This is a genomic window from Nitratifractor sp. (assembly GCF_015487065.1).
In the GTDB taxonomy this organism is placed as follows: domain Bacteria; phylum Campylobacterota; class Campylobacteria; order Campylobacterales; family Sulfurovaceae; genus Nitratifractor.
On record NZ_WFQN01000144.1, the window covers coordinates 1 to 15251 of the forward strand.

Here is a 15251-nt window from a genome sequence, read left to right on the forward strand (position 1 = left end):
ATGGTAAATAGTAAATCATGAATATATTTAGGTATGAAATAGAGAAGAAATTGGAGCGGGAGACGGGATTCGAACCCGCGACCCCAACCTTGGCAAGGTTGTGCTCTACCCCTGAGCTACTCCCGCATAGGAGTGATTCAAAACCTGGTACCTCGGGCCGGACTCGAACCGGCACACCCGAAGGCGGCAGATTTTGAATCTGCTGCGTCTACCAATTCCGCCACCGAGGCTCTTTGGGTGACGGAATTTTAGAGTAACGAAGCTTAAAGATTGTTGATTATTCTACCGCCTCTTTGAGCAGTTTGCCGGGTTTGAAACGGACACTGTATTTGGCGGGGACCTTCACTTTGCGGGTGGTACCAGGGATGGTGATCTCCCGGGCGTTTTTCTTGACGGCCTGGAAGGAGCCGAAACCGAGGAAAGAGACGTTTTCCCGGGCTTTGAGCGCTTCGGTAATGGTATCGAGCGCCGCGTCGATCACTGCCTCAGTATCCTTCTTGGAAAGACCGCTCTTCTGGGCGACCTCGGCGATAAAGTCGGTTTTTTTCATCTACTTTTCCTCCTTACGGTTTTGACCAATTCTAGCATAAACTCAATAGCGTTTTGTATTGAAAAGGTAATTTTCATAGGAGAATATGTTATATAGCGTGATGAAATTGGGAGCTCTTATATTGATATGTTATAATATGGCTTTAGTGAAAAAGGAGAATTTGTGCGGACAGTCGCAGCGATCATCAGTGCCATCATTCTGATATACGGTGCCTTTTCGACGATCTTCCAGGACACATCACTGGTGGGGAATGTGGGGCGTCAGATCGGGTTCTGGAATCTGCGGCTTTTCGGCTATCTGGCCTACGCCGATTTCTTCATTCTCTTCTATCCCCTCTATCGTTTCTATCGCCGGCCTGTGCTGATGAAACGGCGGGAGGGGTATGTCGGGTGGATGCTTTTTCTGATCTCTTTGGTGATTTTACAGCCCTTGGCGGTAGGGCGGGCCCATAGCGGATTGATCGGATGGGAGCTCTATGATGCGATGACACCGGTCATCGGTCTGGCGGGGCTCTGGCTCTTTTGGCTTATGATCTTTGCCCTGTCAATTGCATTGGTCTTCGAAGGGGACTGGGATCTGCCTGAAAAGGTACGGAACTGGTGGGAAGGCCGACGTGAGAAAGCCGGGGAGCGTAAAAGCCGTCGGATCCAACGTCATGTCGACCCCGAGGAGACTCCCTCCATCCGGCGTCGTTTTACTCTGCCTGAGTTCTCGTTCTCCTGGGTGCGGGAGATTTTTCGCAATCCTTTCGACCATAAGCGGGAAAAGGAGATGGAGCGGATACTGGGGATGGAATTGCCTCCTATTGAGGTGAACGATACCATCAAAAATGTTCCGCATACCCGGCCCATACTCAGGGAACTGAGCACTCCCCGACGCAACGAAGAGCAGGAACTCCTCGACTATAAATCGGAGATGGAAGAGAGCTTGGATCGGGAAGAAGAGCTTCTGGAATCTCTTCGCTCTTCCGAGCCGGCGGAGGATTTGGAGTCTTTCCCGGCTGCACCGATTGCGGAAAGTCCGTCGATCGAGGGATCGACGACGGAAATGCCCGCTGAACCGGTTGCCAAATCCAAAAGCCGCAAACGAATGCCTGCCAATAGTAAACGTTCCACTGCCGCTTCCGACACTCCTAAAAAAAGCGGCGTGAAGATTGTGGAGCAGCTGGAGGAGAACGCCAAACTCCTGGAGGGGATCGAGAAGGGCAGGGTGGCCAAGCCCAAGAACTTCCGCCTTCCCAAACTCGATTTTCTGGCCAAGCCGCCCCGGAGTTCCAAAAAGGTCAACGAAGCGGAGATCGACCGGAAGATCGGAGAACTGCTGGACAAACTGGGACGCTTCAAGATCGAAGGGGACGTGATCCGCACCTACAGCGGCCCCCTGGTCACGACCTTTGAATTCAAACCGGCTCCCAACGTCAAGGTCTCCAAGATCCTGGGCCTTCAGGACGATCTGGCGATGGCTCTCAGCGCCGAGACGATCCGGATCCAGGCGCCGATCCCAGGCCGGGATGTTGTGGGGATCGAGATCCCCAACGAAACCTTCGAGACCATCTACCTGCGGGAGATCCTGGAGAGTGAGCTCTTCAAAAACTCCAAATCGCCGCTGACGGTAGCACTGGGCAAGGATATCGTGGGCAACCCTTTCGTGACGGATCTGAAGAAGCTCCCCCACCTGCTGATCGCCGGAACCACCGGAAGCGGGAAGTCCGTGGGGATCAACGCCATGCTGCTGAGTCTGCTCTATCGCAACGATCCGGACCGGCTCAAGCTGATCCTAATCGATCCCAAGATGCTGGAGTTCAGCATCTACAACGATATTCCCCATCTGCTGACCCCGGTGATCATCGAGCCCAAAAAGGCGATCTCCGCTTTGGCCAACATGGTCCATGAGATGGAGCGGCGCTACAAAGTGATGGCCGAAAGCCGGGTCAAGAATATCGACAACTACAACGAAAAGGCCCGTCAGGAGGGGTGGGTGGAGATGCCCTTTATCGTGGTGGTGATCGACGAGTTGGCGGATCTGATGATGAACGGTGGCAAAGAGGTGGAGTACTCCATCGCCCGCCTGGCCCAGATGGCACGGGCGGCGGGGATCCATCTCATCGTCGCCACCCAGCGTCCCAGTGTGGACGTGGTTACCGGCCTCATCAAGGCCAACCTCCCTTCACGGCTCAGCTACCGGGTCGGCCAGCGGATCGACTCCAAGGTGATCCTGGACCAGATGGGGGCCGAGAGCCTGTTGGGCCGGGGGGATGCCCTCTTTACCCCGCCGGGTGCCGTGGGGCTGGTACGCCTGCACGCCCCTTGGAACAGCGAAGAGGAGATCGAAGAGGTGGTGGAGTTCCTCAAAGCCCAGCGGGAGCCCGAGTATGACGAGAGCTATCTGAGCGAAGGGGGCTCCGCCGGCGGAGGAGAGGCAGGTGAGGCGGACGAAGAGCTCGACCCCCTCTACGAACAGGCCAAAGAGATCGTCATCAGCGACAAAAAGACCTCCATCTCCTACCTCCAGCGCAAGCTCCAGATCGGCTACAACCGCTCCGCCAATCTCATCGAGCAGCTGGAACGCACCGGAATCCTCAGCGCCCCCAACGCCAAGGGGCAGCGGGAGCTGTTGGTCTGAATTTGCCGCCATTAGAAATCGTTACCGATCGGTAATGTGGCGTGCTATAATCTATTGATTCAAATAATCACCATCATTCCGGGCTTGACCCGGAATCCAGGGTTTGGAATGTCCAATAAACCGTAGATCCTGAATCAAGTTCAGGATGACGGAGAGAGATTGTTTCGGTTTTTCAGAGCCCTCGATTCACTATAAAAAAGGAGAGAAAAAAATGGCCTATTTCAGCAAAGCCAAAGTAGGAGACAAGGTCTATGGCCTTGTCTTCGGAAAAGGAAAGATCGTGGCGGTCTATCCCGACAGTCATTATGCGATCATGGTGGAGTTCGACAACGGCTACGAAGTGCCTTATACCGACGAGGGGATCCCCGGCTGGGGACGTTTCAAAAAGCAGACGCTCTTCTACCGTACCGACGTGGATCTGAGCAAGGCGGACTTCTCCCCCGTGGAGAAGATCCTCTCACCCAAAAAGATCATCAAACTCAGGGAGAAAGGGCAGCTCCAGGTGCGTCTGCCATCGGGCCTCTGGAAAAGTGTCAAAAAGGCCGACCCCAAATATGTCGAAGAGTTGCTGGAAAACGAGCAGTACCACCTCTTCCGCGAAAAGCCCTGATCGGACTTCCCGTCATTCCGGGCTCGATCCGGAATCCTTTTTCCTGACTATATCACCATCCTGAGCATTTTGGCATAGCGCTCGGGAATCTCAATCGGGCGCTGGGAGAGATACTCCCGGGCAAGAATGTCAATCCACTCTCGTGAGCTCTTCAACTCCTTCGCCAGGAGGTACCAGTGTCCCGCTTCTTCCCGTACTTCATAGTTTTCGATCCGGACCCGCAGGGGTTCCACCTCTCCTTTGAGTAGAATCTCCAACTCCAGCCGTTTGTTGCGGCTATCCAGCTGCAGGTCGAGGATGCGGCCGTACTGCCGGATCCGCTTGTCGAGGGCGAGGGCGAGGCCCCGGGAGAGGGTTTTGTCTTTGAGATTGCGGATCATCGTCTCGACCGGAATTCGTCGGTCAGCCTGTGGCGGTGCAGCACCGAGACCAGAAAGATAAGCCGGAGAGGATAGCCCAGCTTGTTCATATAGATCACATAGTTGGTCAGGACCTTTTTGCCGTAGTCGTTGGCCTGGTAATTGGCCACCCGCTCCAGGCTGATCCAGGGGTCATATTTGTTCCGGTCTTCGAAGAGCTCTTTTCGGCGAATGAGCCGTTTGGTATAGCCGATGCCGGCGTTGTAGGCGTAGGCGACGAAAAGGGGGTGGTGAAGCCATTTGGTTAGATAGTCGAGGTGGGTATTGGCGTATTTGAGGGCGGTGAGAGGGTCGAAGAGATCGTCGTAGTCGACCCGTTCATGGCGGACGCTTTTGAGATGGTCCACCAGAAAGGGCATGATCTGCATCATTCCCAAGGCGAAGGAGTGAGAGACCGAGGCCGGGATGAAGCGGCTCTCCTGTCGGGCGATGGCGTAGAGGATCGCTTGGCGTTTAATGGGGAGCTTTTTCATGAACTCCCGGTAGGGCATGGGGAAGTACTGGGGGACATCCTTGCCCGCTTTGGTCTTGATGTAGGTCCAGTGGCCGACGGTCTCGGCGGTACGGAAGCGTTTGGCCAGGGCCTCCATGTCGGTATGGGGATCGAAGATTTTGCGCTTGAGGCTTCCCCACTGGATCGGGTCGCGGATATCGAAACCGGGGACGCGGCCTTTGGGAAGCTCCGGGGTGATCCCCAGATCGTATTTGAGCTTCAGGGCGTCCCGGGCGGCCAGGGTGTAGAGGTTGATATCCCAGCTTTTGACCAGGCGGTTCAGGTAGTCCCGGTCGTCGTCGGCTTTCCAGGCCCAAAAGAGCGCCCGGTCGGCTAGTTCCCGTTTGCCGGCCCGGTCGGCGGCCCGGTCGAAGTCATATTCCGCCAGGCTCTCGTCACCCCGGTTAAGTGCTTCGAAGCCCATCCGCATCAGATAGTCGTAGCGCAGAGCGTTCTTCTGCGCGGGTTTGTAGCGCAGGATCCGCGAGAGCTTCGGCAGTCGGTCCCGGCGGATGTAGTGGATCATCAAGTTGGCGTCGGGGTAGCGGCTGAGCTCCTGCCACTCGGCTTCGCTCATGGCATAGTCTAGCATCCTTCGTCCCTTTTTCCCGGCATGTTTGAAGACGAAGAGACGCATCTTGGGATCGAGTTTGCGCCAGGCCGCCAGGGGATCGGGAGCCCGGAGCACCTGCCGGGCGACGGCCAGTTTGGCCTCCAGCTGCGCCTTTTGCTCCGGCGTGAGTCGGTGGACCTGACGTCGGGGAGCGGGGGGATTATGGCCGGTCTTGCGCCGGTAGGCCTTTTTGAGCAGCGGATTGAGGGCGGAGGCTTCCCGGATGATCCTGGCCGCCTGGGAGCGGGTGGTGCTCTTCTGACGCAGGAGGCGCCAGATGTAGTAGTCCTTTTCCACCCCGGCGGGGAGGGAGTGGACCTGGGCGTAGCTGAAGCTTTTGGCTCCCAGGGGGATTAGAAGCGTAAAAAGCAGAAGGAGTAGGATTCTCATCCGAAGACGAGCCTGAGGAGGAAGATATCGAGGAACTGGAGCGCCAGCAGGATCACGATGGGGGAGAGGTCGATCCCTCCTACTACCACGAAGGGCATCTTGCGGCGTACCCAGGCGAAGGCGGGTTCCGTGAGCCGGTAGAGACCCAGGATCAGCGAACGGACCGTGGGGTTAGAGGGGTTGGGCTGGACAAAGCTCAGCACCGCGGCGATGATGATCATCCAGATATAGAGATTGATGACGGTGTGAATGACCTGGACCAGGGCATAGATCAGGGCTGACATCGGATGACCTCCGTAATGTAGGATTTGATAGATTGGTAGATTTTACCCAAATCGGGGCCCTTTTCGGCCCCGGTCATGAGATGCCGAAGAGATCGGCTGAGCGCATCGCCCTCCAGGCCGCTCTTTTCCGACAGGTAGGCTGTGAACTCATCGAAAGTATCGAAATAGGGAGCGGCGAGGATCAGGGCGGAGAGGCGCTGCATCGTTTCACCCTGGTCTCCTCGGCAGCTTTTGGGGGCGAAGACGGCCCGGATCCGGCTCTCGAGCTCGTTGATCGTCGCCGCCTCTTCCAGATAGAGTTTGGCCAGGCGCCCCACGTCGGCATCGGCGAAGCCGAAGATCCGGGAGAGGGTCCGATCCTCCATCCGGCGCAGATGCTCCCGGTTGATCTGCCGCAGCCGCTCCAGATCGAAGCGGGTAGGGGAGCGGGAGAGCTTCCGGAGATCGAACCACTCCACCGCCTCGGGAAGGGTGAAGATCTCCATGGGGGTTTCGTTGCCCAGCAGGAGCAAGTAGTTGAGGATGGCATCAGGGAGGAATCCCTCTTCCAAGAGTCTTTTGACACTGCCGGCATGTCCCGTTTCGGAGAGCCTTTTCCCCTGCGGGTCAAGGAGGGGAGGGAGATGGGCGTAAGCGATCGCCTCGTCGAAGCCCAGCGCCTGCCGGACATGGATCTGGCGGGGAGTATGCCGAAGCCGCTCTTCTGTATCGATGATGAGGCTGATACCGCCGATCATGTCATCCACAGCCGCGGCGAAATCGGAGGTAGGAGTTCCGTCGGCGCGGAGGATGACGAAGTGATCCACCTCGCCGGGATCGGCCTCGATATCGCCTTGCAGGAGATCGGTAAAGCGGATAGGGGTGGCCGGTTTGCGGAGGCGGATGGTGAAGGGGACCTTCTCCTCACGGATCTGCCGGAGTTCTTCGGTATCCATCCGGGCACAGCGGCCGCTGTAGCGGTAGGGACGGTTCTCGGCCCGGGCATGCCGCCGTTCCTGTTCCAGCTCCTCCTCGCTGCAGAGGCAGAGGAAGGCTCGGCCCTCTTCTACCAGACGGACCGCCAGATGCTGGTAGCGTCCGAGCTGATCGCTCTGGTAGAGGGTCTGATCGGGATGGATGGCGAACTTCTCCAACAGCTCCCGACCTTCGCCCTCTTTGCCTTCGACGATGCGGGCTTTGTCGGTATCCTCGATCCGGAGGATAAAGCCCTCGTTCCGCTGTCGGGCGACGAGATAGTTGATCAGGGCAATCCGTAGGCTCTCGATCGAGAGATCTCCTCTGGGTAAAAGCGCATAACGCAGCATCAGGACTCCGGTAGTTTGGTTGGGGGAATTATAGCCAACGGCGGTTAATCCGAATCCTCGCTGTAGGTCTTGCCGCCGGTGACGGTATTGACCACGGCGCCTCCCGCAGCGCCGACCATATGGAAGCCTGCGCCGACGACCGAACTGGCGACATCAATAGGAGCAGTGATGACGGATGTGCATCCGCTTAATAGAAAAAAAGCCGAAAGACAACTGATAAAGTAATATTTTCGCATAGTGTATTCTACCGATTTCTTAAGAACCCTTCAAGAGAAGGAGCGATAGACTTTTCGCATAGAAGTGTTACAAAAGGATCTTCCGTGAGCGACCTGATCGAAGGGTATCTGGGCAAGAGGGACGACGGGACCAAGAGCCGTATGCCGGCGGTGCTGGACCGGTGGCAGAGCATCACGGGACTGATCCTGGGACTTTTCATCATCGGGCATATGTTTTTTACCTCCTCGATCCTGCTGGGCAAGGAGGCGATGTATACCGAGACCAAGCTCTTCGAGGGGAGCCTCTTTCTCAAGGAGCCCGAACCGCTGCTGGTCGGGATCGCCGCGTCGATCATCTTCATCATCTTCATCATCCATGCCGGCCTGGCGATGCGAAAGTTCCCCTACAAATATCGTGAGTACAAGATGCTCAAGACCCACTCGGCCCACCTGGGGCACCTGGATACCACCCTCTGGATGGTCCAGGCGGCCACGGGTTTCGCCATGTTCTTCCTGGGGTCGGCTCATCTCTGGATGATGGTGGCCGAACCGGAGAAGATCGGTCCCTACGCCTCGGCGGATCGGATCTACACCGACAACTTCGGCTTCCTCTACGCGCTGCTGATCGCCATGGTGGTCCTCCATGCCATGGTCGGTCTCTACCGTCTGACGATGAAGTGGGGGTTCACGGTCCGGAAGGATCCGCGGGCCGGCCGCCGGCGCAACAAGGCGCTGATGTGGGGGGCGATTGTTTTCTTCTCGCTGCTGGCCTACAGCGCGCTGGGTACCTACTGGGAGATCGGCAAGGCCCATCAGCCCGATTACGGAAAGCGTTACATCCCCCAGTCGCAGATTTCGGCGGGAGGTGAACAATGAAGATCCGCTACTGTGATGCCCTGGTGATCGGGGGCGGCCTGGCGGGACTGAGGGTCGCGGTCCAGACTCAGGAGAAGGGGCTCAATACCATCGTCCTCTCCCTCGTACCGGTCAAGCGCTCCCATTCGGCTGCGGCCCAGGGCGGGATGCAGTCGAGCCTGGCCAATACCGTCATGGGAGAGGGGGACAACGAAGATGTCCATTTTGCCGATACCGTCAAGGGGAGCGACTGGGGCTGTGACCAGGTGGTGGCGCGGATGTTCGTCACCACCGCTCCCAAGGCGACCCGCCAGCTGGCGGAGTGGGGCGTCCCCTGGACCCGGGTCCGCAAGGGTCCTCGGGAGGTGGTGATCAACGCCCAGCGCACCACCATCGTGGAGAAGGAGGAGGCCCACGGCCTCATCAACGCCCGGGACTTCGGCGGTACCAAGAAGTGGCGCACCTGCTACACCGCCGACGCCACGGGCCATACCATGCTCTACGGGGTGGCCAACCGGGCGATCCGGGACCAGGCGGAGATCCACGAGCGCAAAGAGCTGATGCGGCTCATCGTGGAGGGCTCCCGATGCTATGGGGCTGTGGTGAGGGATCAGATCACCGGGGAGATCGAAGCCTACGTGGCCAAAGCCACCTGCATCGCCACCGGGGGCTGGGGGCGGATCTACCGGACCACCACCAATGCCGTCATCTGTGAGGGGACCGGTCAGGCCGCGGTCCTGGAGACCGGTCTGGCGACCCTGGGCAACCCCGAGGCGGTGCAGTTCCACCCCACCCCCATTGTCCCGTCAGGGATCCTGCTCACCGAAGGGTGCCGGGGCGACGGCGGGGTACTGCGGGATGTGGACGGTCACCGCTTCATGCCCGACTACGAACCGGAGAAGAAGGATCTGGCCAGCCGGGATGTGGTGAGCCGCCGGATGATGGAGCACATCCGCAAAGGCAAGGGAGTGCCGTCACCCTTTGGGGAGCATCTCTGGCTCGATATCTCGATCCTGGGGCGGGAGCATATCGAAAAGAACCTCCGGGATGTTCGGGAGATCGCCATGACCTTCAACGGCATCGACCCGGCCGATCCCGGCCCAAAAGGGTGGCTGCCAGTGCGCCCCGCCCAGCACTACAGCATGGGAGGGATCCGCACCAAACCCACCGGGGAGAGCACCGCCATCGACGGCCTCTTTGCCTGCGGGGAAGCGGCCTGCTGGGATCTGCACGGTTTCAACCGCCTGGGGGGCAATTCGGTGGCCGAGACGGTGGTGGCGGGGATGATCGTCGGCAGCTACATGGCTGACTACTGTCACCGGCACGAGATCGACATCGACACCCGTCTGGTGCGTGACGCTCTCCGGCAGGAAGAGACCTATCTGCAGGAGATCCTGGATCGGCCGGAACACAAGGGAATGAGTATTTTCGACATCAAGCGCCGGATGCAGGTGATTATGGATGAGAAGGTGGGGATCTTCCGCCACGGCGAGACGCTTCGGGAAGCGGTGGATGAGCTCCAGGAGCTGCTGAAGCTCAGCCGGGAGGCGGCGGTGGCCTACAAGTGCCCCCGGGCCAATCCGGAACTGGAACAGGCCTACCGGGTCCCCAAGATGCTCAAGATCGCTCTCAGCGTCGCCTACGGCGCCCTGCTGCGCACCGAGAGCCGCGGGGCGCATTATCGGGAGGATTACACAAAACGGGACGATCTGCACTGGTTGAAACGGACCATCATCCGCTGGAGCGATCCCGAGGCGACACTGCCGGAGGTGGGTTACGAACCCCTTGAGATCCTGAAGATGGAGATGCCTCCCGCTTTTCGGGGCTACGGCCGCAAGGGGCAGATCATCGAAAATCCCCTCTCTGCCCAGCGGGCCGAGGAAGTGGAGGCCATCCGTCGCAAACTGGAGGCCGAGGGGAAAGACCGCTTCGCGATTCAGGAGGCGCTGATGCCTTTCGAACTGCCCGAAAACTACAAAGCCAAAAACGAACGCCTGGGGGTGGGATATGCCTAAGACCAAGATCATGACCGTGGATCAGGGAGAGGGGAGAGAGCTCACCTTCGAGATCCTCAAATACAATCCCAGGGACCCTGAATCCAAACCCCATCTGGCCACCTACACGATCCGGGAGACGCCCGGGATGACCCTCTTCGTGGCGCTCAATATGATCCGGGAGGATCTGGACCCGGACCTGGCCTTCGATTTCGTCTGCCGGGCGGGGATCTGCGGCAGCTGCGGGATGATGGTCAACGGCAAACCCCTGCTGGCCTGCCGCACCCGCACCGCCGACTACCCCGACGGAAAGATCCGTCTGATGCCCATGCCGGCCTTCGAACTCATCAAAGATCTCTCGGTGATCACCGGGCAGTGGATGGATCGGATGAGCCAACGGATGGAGAGCTGGATCCATTCATCCGTGGAGCACGACATCAGCCGGATCGAGCGGCCGGTGGACCCCGATGCCGCCGATGCGACCTTCGAACTGGATCGCTGTATCGAGTGCGGGATCTGTGTCGCCAGCTGCGCCACGGCGCTGATGCGTCCCGATTTTGTGGGGGCCGTGGGGCTCAACCGTATCGCCCGGTTCGAGAGCGATCCCCACGACGAACGGACCGACGACGACTATTACGAGCTGGTAGGAGACGATGCGGGGATCTTCGGCTGCATGAGCCTGCTCTCGTGTGAGGATCACTGCCCCAAAAATCTCCCCCTCCAGGAGAAGATCGCCTACATGCGGCGTAAGCTGGCAAAGGTCAAATAAAGGCAGTGACTGGAAAAATCGATGGGAGATTGATTCGTCATCCTGAACTCGATTCAGGATCCATGATTTCATATTCATTCATGGCCCTAGATTCCGAATCAAGTCCGGAATGACGGGTACTGATCAGTCGTTGTTTTATCGGATAAAGGGAATATCCAGCACGACGGAGTCGGGTTCGCAGAAGGCGAGGATCTGCAAGGAGTTGGCCAGCTCTTCGATGGTGGTATCCTCCCGGGTGATCCGACGGTCGGCTTCGAGCTTGAGACGCAGGATCGGGTAGCGCTTTCCCTCGATACGGATGAACTCTCCGATGGTCATTTTCAGCGAAGCCCGGATCTCCTCGGCCTCCCGAAAACTCTCCAGAACTTTGCGCAGGAGTTTGGAGAAGCTGTTCTGGTCGATACGAAGTTCCGGCAGGTCCTGGTCGGCCAGGAGACGAAGAGGCCGGTCGTGCTGCATCCGGAACATCCCGATCGCCGCCTCCAGCAGGAGATTGACATCGGTGGGCAGCAGTTTGTCCGGGTCCAGGTGCCGCTCCTCCTTGGCTTTGGGACGGTAGAAGAGGCGAAGGGCGATCCACTCTTCGGAGTTGTAGGCCACCTGAAAGGCGTAGAAGCTCAGCTGACGGTAGTGGAGTTCCCGCAGGGTGGTCTGGTGGCCGAAATCCCGGGGAGCGTGGGCCAGGGCCATCTCGAAGAGCTCTCGGTGGTCGGCATAGCCCAGCAGGATCTCCGCCGCTTCGTTGAGCCAGAGGATATGGCCCTTGTGATCGAAGATGATCAGCGGTGAGGTATCGCAGTCGAGGAGAAAGCGGAAATCAATCGAGGTTGTATTCATGGAGTTTCTTTCTCAGAGTGTTGCGGTTGATCCCCAGGACTCCCGCCAGTTTGAGCTGGGAACCGTAGCGTGCCAGTCCCGCTTTGAGCAGAGGCCGCTCCAGCAGGCCCAGGTTCTCCCGGTAGGCGTTGTTCCCCTCCAGCGATTCGGCAAAGAGCCGCTCCAGGGCGCGTTCGATCTCGGAGGCCTCAAGGCTCTGCAGCAGCGCTTCCCGATAGACGGAGGCCTTGAGCGAGCGCAGGTTTTGCTCCAGATCGAGGCGGGCTTGGTCCAGTTCGATCTCCTCGTCGATCATCAGATCCTCTTTGGCTTCTTGGAGAAAATGGCGGGTAAAGCTCTCGATCTCTTCGGGGCGCTCCCGCAGAGGAGGCATCCGGTAGATGAAGGCGAATTTCTCGTCCAGGATCCCCGGATCCACCGGACCGTCGGCGACGGCCAGGATCCGTTTGTTCTGAAAGTCCAGCTCCCTGGGATACTTCACCGTCTCGAACTCGGTGATGATCAGGGCGTTCTCCATCTCCAGCGCTGCACTCAGGGCCCTCTCATCCTCTCCCGAGACCCGGGGAAGGTCGGGAAAGAGTCTCTTGAGCAGGGTCCGCTTGCCGCTGTAGCGCTCCCCGATGAGGATGCTAGCCACATAGAGGTCACGGGTCAGCTCCAGCCCCCGGAGGATCTGGGCCACCGCCGGACTCCGGGCGATCGTCTCGTTTGCTTCTTTCATAGGCACTCGTTTCACCCCGGTTTTGCAGCCGGGGCGGGATTTGTGGTCAAATATTATACACAGATCTTATTTGAGTGAGGGATTGGAGCCTGTGTTTTGGCAATAAATGGTACAATCGCATCATCAAGCTGGGGAGAGCACCGATGCGATTATCTTACCAGGAAGCCATGGCGATCGTGGAAACTTTCCGGGAGATTTTCGGTGCAGGATCAATCTACCTTTTCGGCTCCCGTGCGGATGACACACGGCGGGGTGGGGATATCGATCTCTATGCTGTTCCTGAGAACCGCGAAAATTTGACCGATAAAAAGTATGCGTTTCTTCTCGCACTTAAAAATCGTATAGGGGATCAAAAAATCGATCTGATCATCGCACAGGATCCCAAACGTCCCATCGAACAGGAAGCACTTCGCAAAGGAATCATCATGGATGAAACCCGGTTGAGAATACGGAAATACCTCGATCAGTGCCGCAAGCATAAGTTGCGCATCGAAAAAGCCTCTTCCAAAATCCGGGATATTTTCCCTCTCTCCGCTCCCCGCTACGAACGGCTCAGTGATGAAGAGGTCGAGGCGATCGATCAGTATCTATTTCGCTTCGCCAAACTTCAGGATACGCTGGGATCGAAACTGTTTCGACTGATTGTCTCCGAGTACGAAGAGGATATCGAGAGGATGACGTTGCAGGACATTCTGCATCGGCTGGAAAAAATCGGTATTTTAGAGAAGGCCGAGATCTGGCAGCAGCTCAAGGCCGTCCGAAACGAAATCGCACACCAGTACGACGATATCCCCGAAGAGTCCGCTGAAGCGCTCAACTGTGTTTTTGCCTACCGGGAAGAGTTGATTCGTATCTTTGATAGGATTGAAGCCTATTATCACCGGAAAGGAATTCTATAAAAGGATTTGATCTCGACCTGCCATCTTGTGACGTGAGGCGGCTTTGCCGCCGTGCCTGCGACTTGCGACTGCACCGTGGGCGCATGAGCAAACTCCAAGCCCCTTTTGAGTAAAATATCCCCACTTTTACCGAGACAAAAGGAATGCCATGAGCAGCACCCAAGCCCTGGAAAATATCGAGGAGATCCTCGCCGCCCACAAGCTGAGCTATGCCGACTATGAACATATCAAGCAGATCCTCGGACGCGAGCCCAATCTGGTGGAGATCGGGATCTTCAGCGCCATGTGGTCGGAGCACTGCTCCTACAAATCTTCCAAAAAATATCTCAACGGCTTCCCCACCCAAGCCCCCTGGGTGATCCAGGGGCCGGGGGAAAACGCCGGGGTCATCGACATCGGCGGCGGGATGGCGGCGGTCTTCAAGATGGAGAGCCACAACCACCCCAGCTACATCGAACCCTTTCAGGGGGCGGCGACGGGAGTCGGCGGAATCCTGCGGGACATCTTCACCATGGGGGCCCGCCCTGTGGCCAATCTCAACTCCCTGCGCTTCGGGGATATCGACGGCGACGGGGAGACCCCTCGCTATCAGCGTCACCTGGTCCGGGGCGTCGTCGAAGGCATCGGGAGCTACGGCAACTGCATGGGGGTTCCCACCATCGGCGGTGAGATGAGCTTCGAGAGCTGCTACAACGGCAACATCCTTGTCAACGCCTTCAGCCTGGGGCTGGCCAAGGCCGACGAGATCTTCTACGGCAAGGCCGAGGGGATCGGCAACCCGGTCATCTACGTGGGCTCCAAGACCGGCCGGGACGGCCTGGGGGGCGCGGTGATGAGCAGTGATAGCTTCACCGAAGAGTCCAAAAAACTCCGCCCCACGGTCCAGGTGGGCGACCCCTTCACAGAGAAGCTCCTGCTGGAGGCCTGTCTGGAGCTCTTCAAGACCGACTACGTCGTCGGGATCCAGGATATGGGAGCGGCGGGGCTGACCTCCAGCTCCTTCGAGATGGCCGGACGCAGCGGCAGCGGGATGATCATGCACCTGGACAAGGTCCCCGCCCGGGAAGAGGGGATGACCCCCTACGAGTTCATGCTCAGCGAATCCCAGGAGCGGATGCTGATCTGCGCCAAGAAAGGGACCGAAGAGAAGATCATCGAGATCTTCGAAAAGTGGGATCTCGACTGCGCCGTCATCGGAGAAGTTACCGACACCGGACGGATGGAGCTCTTCTGGCACGGGGAGAAGGTGGCCGACGTTCCCGTCGATCCCGTCAGCGAAGAGGCGCCGGTGCTGGATCGCCCTACCAAACGCCCCGCCTACCTGGACGAGATCGCCAAGGTGCGCGTCGACGACTTCGAGCGGGTCGACAACCAGAGCGCTTTCGAGAAGCTCGTCGCCTGTGACGAGGTGGTGGACAAAGCCTGGGTCTACGAGCAGTACGACTCCATGGTCCAGACCAATACCGAGAAACATCCCGGCAGTCTGGATGCCAGCGTGATCCGGGTCAAAGAGACCGGCGTGGCCCTGGCCATGAGCAGTGACTGCAACCCCCGCTACTGCTACATCGACCCCTTCAAAGGGGCGGCTCTGGCGGTGCTGGAGAGCGGGCGCAACGTGGCCATGAGCGGGGCCAAGCCTCTGGCGATCACGGACTGCCTCAACTTCGGCAACCCCG

The 15251-nt window shown here is 58.4% G+C and carries 15 protein-coding genes and 2 tRNA genes; 7 read left to right on the forward strand and 10 right to left on the reverse strand.

What is annotated here, in order from left to right:
- Nucleotides 1-51: 51 nt before the first annotated feature.
- The 3 genes from F8I07_RS08070 to F8I07_RS08080 form a co-directional block, all read right to left on the reverse strand.
- Nucleotides 52-126: transfer RNA gene (locus F8I07_RS08070), tRNA-Gly, on the reverse strand.
- Between the two features lie 19 nt (nt 127-145).
- A tRNA-Leu gene (locus tag F8I07_RS08075) sits at nt 146-230 on the reverse strand.
- Between the two features lie 47 nt (nt 231-277).
- On the reverse strand, nt 278-550 hold the full coding sequence (locus F8I07_RS08080; RefSeq protein WP_292658131.1) for an HU family DNA-binding protein: 273 nt from the start codon (nt 548-550) through the stop codon (nt 278-280).
- Between the two features lie 162 nt (nt 551-712).
- On the opposite strand from F8I07_RS08080, the gene F8I07_RS08085 reads away from it, so the two are divergent.
- On the forward strand, nt 713-3172 hold the full coding sequence (locus tag F8I07_RS08085; protein ID WP_292658134.1) for a DNA translocase FtsK: 2460 nt from the start codon (nt 713-715) through the stop codon (nt 3170-3172).
- Between the two features lie 211 nt (nt 3173-3383).
- Nucleotides 3384-3782, forward strand: coding sequence for a hypothetical protein (locus tag F8I07_RS08090; RefSeq protein WP_292658137.1), 399 nt, complete (start codon nt 3384-3386; stop codon nt 3780-3782).
- Between the two features lie 47 nt (nt 3783-3829).
- Here F8I07_RS08090 and F8I07_RS08095 read toward each other — a convergent pair whose 3' ends face one another.
- From F8I07_RS08095 to F8I07_RS08115, 5 genes are read right to left on the reverse strand one after another with little or no spacing between them, the layout of a single operon-like run.
- Nucleotides 3830-4162 carry a hypothetical protein gene (locus F8I07_RS08095; RefSeq protein ID WP_292658139.1) on the reverse strand — a complete coding sequence of 111 codons (333 nt, stop codon included), beginning with the start codon at nt 4160-4162 and terminating at the stop codon, nt 3830-3832.
- On the reverse strand, nt 4159-5697 hold the full coding sequence (locus F8I07_RS08100; RefSeq protein WP_292658142.1) for a transglycosylase SLT domain-containing protein: 1539 nt from the start codon (nt 5695-5697) through the stop codon (nt 4159-4161). Before F8I07_RS08100 ends, F8I07_RS08095 begins: the two co-directional genes overlap by 4 nt.
- Nucleotides 5694-5981, reverse strand: coding sequence for a YggT family protein (locus F8I07_RS08105; protein WP_292658145.1), 288 nt, complete (start codon nt 5979-5981; stop codon nt 5694-5696). The genes F8I07_RS08100 and F8I07_RS08105 overlap by 4 nt, the downstream gene beginning before the upstream one ends.
- On the reverse strand, nt 5969-7285 hold the full coding sequence (gene gltX / locus F8I07_RS08110; protein ID WP_292658148.1) for a glutamate--tRNA ligase: 1317 nt from the start codon (nt 7283-7285) through the stop codon (nt 5969-5971). The genes F8I07_RS08105 and gltX overlap by 13 nt, the downstream gene beginning before the upstream one ends.
- 44 nt (nt 7286-7329) lie before the next feature.
- The gene (locus F8I07_RS08115) at nt 7330-7521 is read right to left on the reverse strand and encodes a hypothetical protein (protein WP_292658150.1); all 192 of its coding nucleotides are present in this window, start codon (nt 7519-7521) and stop codon (nt 7330-7332) included.
- Between the two features lie 84 nt (nt 7522-7605).
- On the opposite strand from F8I07_RS08115, the gene F8I07_RS08120 reads away from it, so the two are divergent.
- From F8I07_RS08120 to F8I07_RS08130, 3 genes are read left to right on the forward strand one after another with little or no spacing between them, the layout of a single operon-like run.
- The gene (locus F8I07_RS08120) at nt 7606-8376 is read left to right on the forward strand and encodes a fumarate reductase cytochrome b subunit (RefSeq protein WP_292658152.1); all 771 of its coding nucleotides are present in this window, start codon (nt 7606-7608) and stop codon (nt 8374-8376) included.
- Nucleotides 8373-10370 (forward strand): fumarate reductase flavoprotein subunit, encoded by a 1998-nt coding sequence (locus F8I07_RS08125; RefSeq protein WP_292658155.1) that lies wholly within the window; start codon nt 8373-8375, stop codon nt 10368-10370. Before F8I07_RS08120 ends, F8I07_RS08125 begins: the two co-directional genes overlap by 4 nt.
- A 10-nt stretch (nt 10371-10380) precedes the next feature.
- Nucleotides 10381-11118, forward strand: coding sequence for a fumarate reductase iron-sulfur subunit (locus F8I07_RS08130; protein ID WP_292658168.1), 738 nt, complete (start codon nt 10381-10383; stop codon nt 11116-11118).
- Nucleotides 11119-11253: 135 nt separating this feature from the next.
- On the opposite strand, the gene F8I07_RS08135 is transcribed toward F8I07_RS08130, so the two are convergent.
- Nucleotides 11254-11955, reverse strand: coding sequence for a PAS domain-containing protein (locus F8I07_RS08135; protein ID WP_292658158.1), 702 nt, complete (start codon nt 11953-11955; stop codon nt 11254-11256).
- A complete protein-coding gene (locus F8I07_RS08140; protein ID WP_292658160.1) occupies nt 11936-12676 on the reverse strand; it encodes a helix-turn-helix domain-containing protein in 741 nt (246 codons plus the stop codon). The genes F8I07_RS08135 and F8I07_RS08140 overlap by 20 nt, the downstream gene beginning before the upstream one ends.
- Nucleotides 12677-12843: 167 nt before the next feature.
- On the opposite strand from F8I07_RS08140, the gene F8I07_RS08145 reads away from it, so the two are divergent.
- On the forward strand, nt 12844-13575 hold the full coding sequence (locus tag F8I07_RS08145; protein WP_292658163.1) for a nucleotidyltransferase domain-containing protein: 732 nt from the start codon (nt 12844-12846) through the stop codon (nt 13573-13575).
- 148 nt (nt 13576-13723) lie between these two features.
- A partial coding sequence (gene purL / locus F8I07_RS08150; RefSeq protein ID WP_292658166.1) for a phosphoribosylformylglycinamidine synthase subunit PurL occupies nt 13724-15251 on the forward strand: 1528 nt, incomplete at its 3' end.

Bases quoted from the DNA above. Each gene is read 5' to 3' on its own strand.
- F8I07_RS08145 (WP_292658163.1), top strand. From the start codon at position 12,844: ATGGCGATCGTGGAAACTTTCCGGGAGATTTTCGGTGCAGGATCAATC.
- F8I07_RS08125 (WP_292658155.1), top strand. From the start codon at position 8,373: ATGAAGATCCGCTACTGTGATGCCCTGGTGATCGGGGGCGGCCTGGCG.
- F8I07_RS08095 (WP_292658139.1), bottom strand. From the start codon at position 4,162: ATGATCCGCAATCTCAAAGACAAAACCCTCTCCCGGGGCCTCGCCCTC.
- F8I07_RS08130 (WP_292658168.1), top strand. From the start codon at position 10,381: ATGACCGTGGATCAGGGAGAGGGGAGAGAGCTCACCTTCGAGATCCTC.
- F8I07_RS08100 (WP_292658142.1), bottom strand. From the start codon at position 5,697: ATGAGAATCCTACTCCTTCTGCTTTTTACGCTTCTAATCCCCCTGGGA.
- F8I07_RS08135 (WP_292658158.1), bottom strand. From the start codon at position 11,955: ATGAATACAACCTCGATTGATTTCCGCTTTCTCCTCGACTGCGATACC.
- F8I07_RS08080 (WP_292658131.1), bottom strand. From the start codon at position 550: ATGAAAAAAACCGACTTTATCGCCGAGGTCGCCCAGAAGAGCGGTCTT.
- F8I07_RS08090 (WP_292658137.1), top strand. From the start codon at position 3,384: ATGGCCTATTTCAGCAAAGCCAAAGTAGGAGACAAGGTCTATGGCCTT.
- F8I07_RS08140 (WP_292658160.1), bottom strand. From the start codon at position 12,676: ATGAAAGAAGCAAACGAGACGATCGCCCGGAGTCCGGCGGTGGCCCAG.
- gltX (WP_292658148.1), bottom strand. From the start codon at position 7,285: ATGCTGCGTTATGCGCTTTTACCCAGAGGAGATCTCTCGATCGAGAGC.
- F8I07_RS08115 (WP_292658150.1), bottom strand. From the start codon at position 7,521: ATGCGAAAATATTACTTTATCAGTTGTCTTTCGGCTTTTTTTCTATTA.
- F8I07_RS08105 (WP_292658145.1), bottom strand. From the start codon at position 5,981: ATGTCAGCCCTGATCTATGCCCTGGTCCAGGTCATTCACACCGTCATC.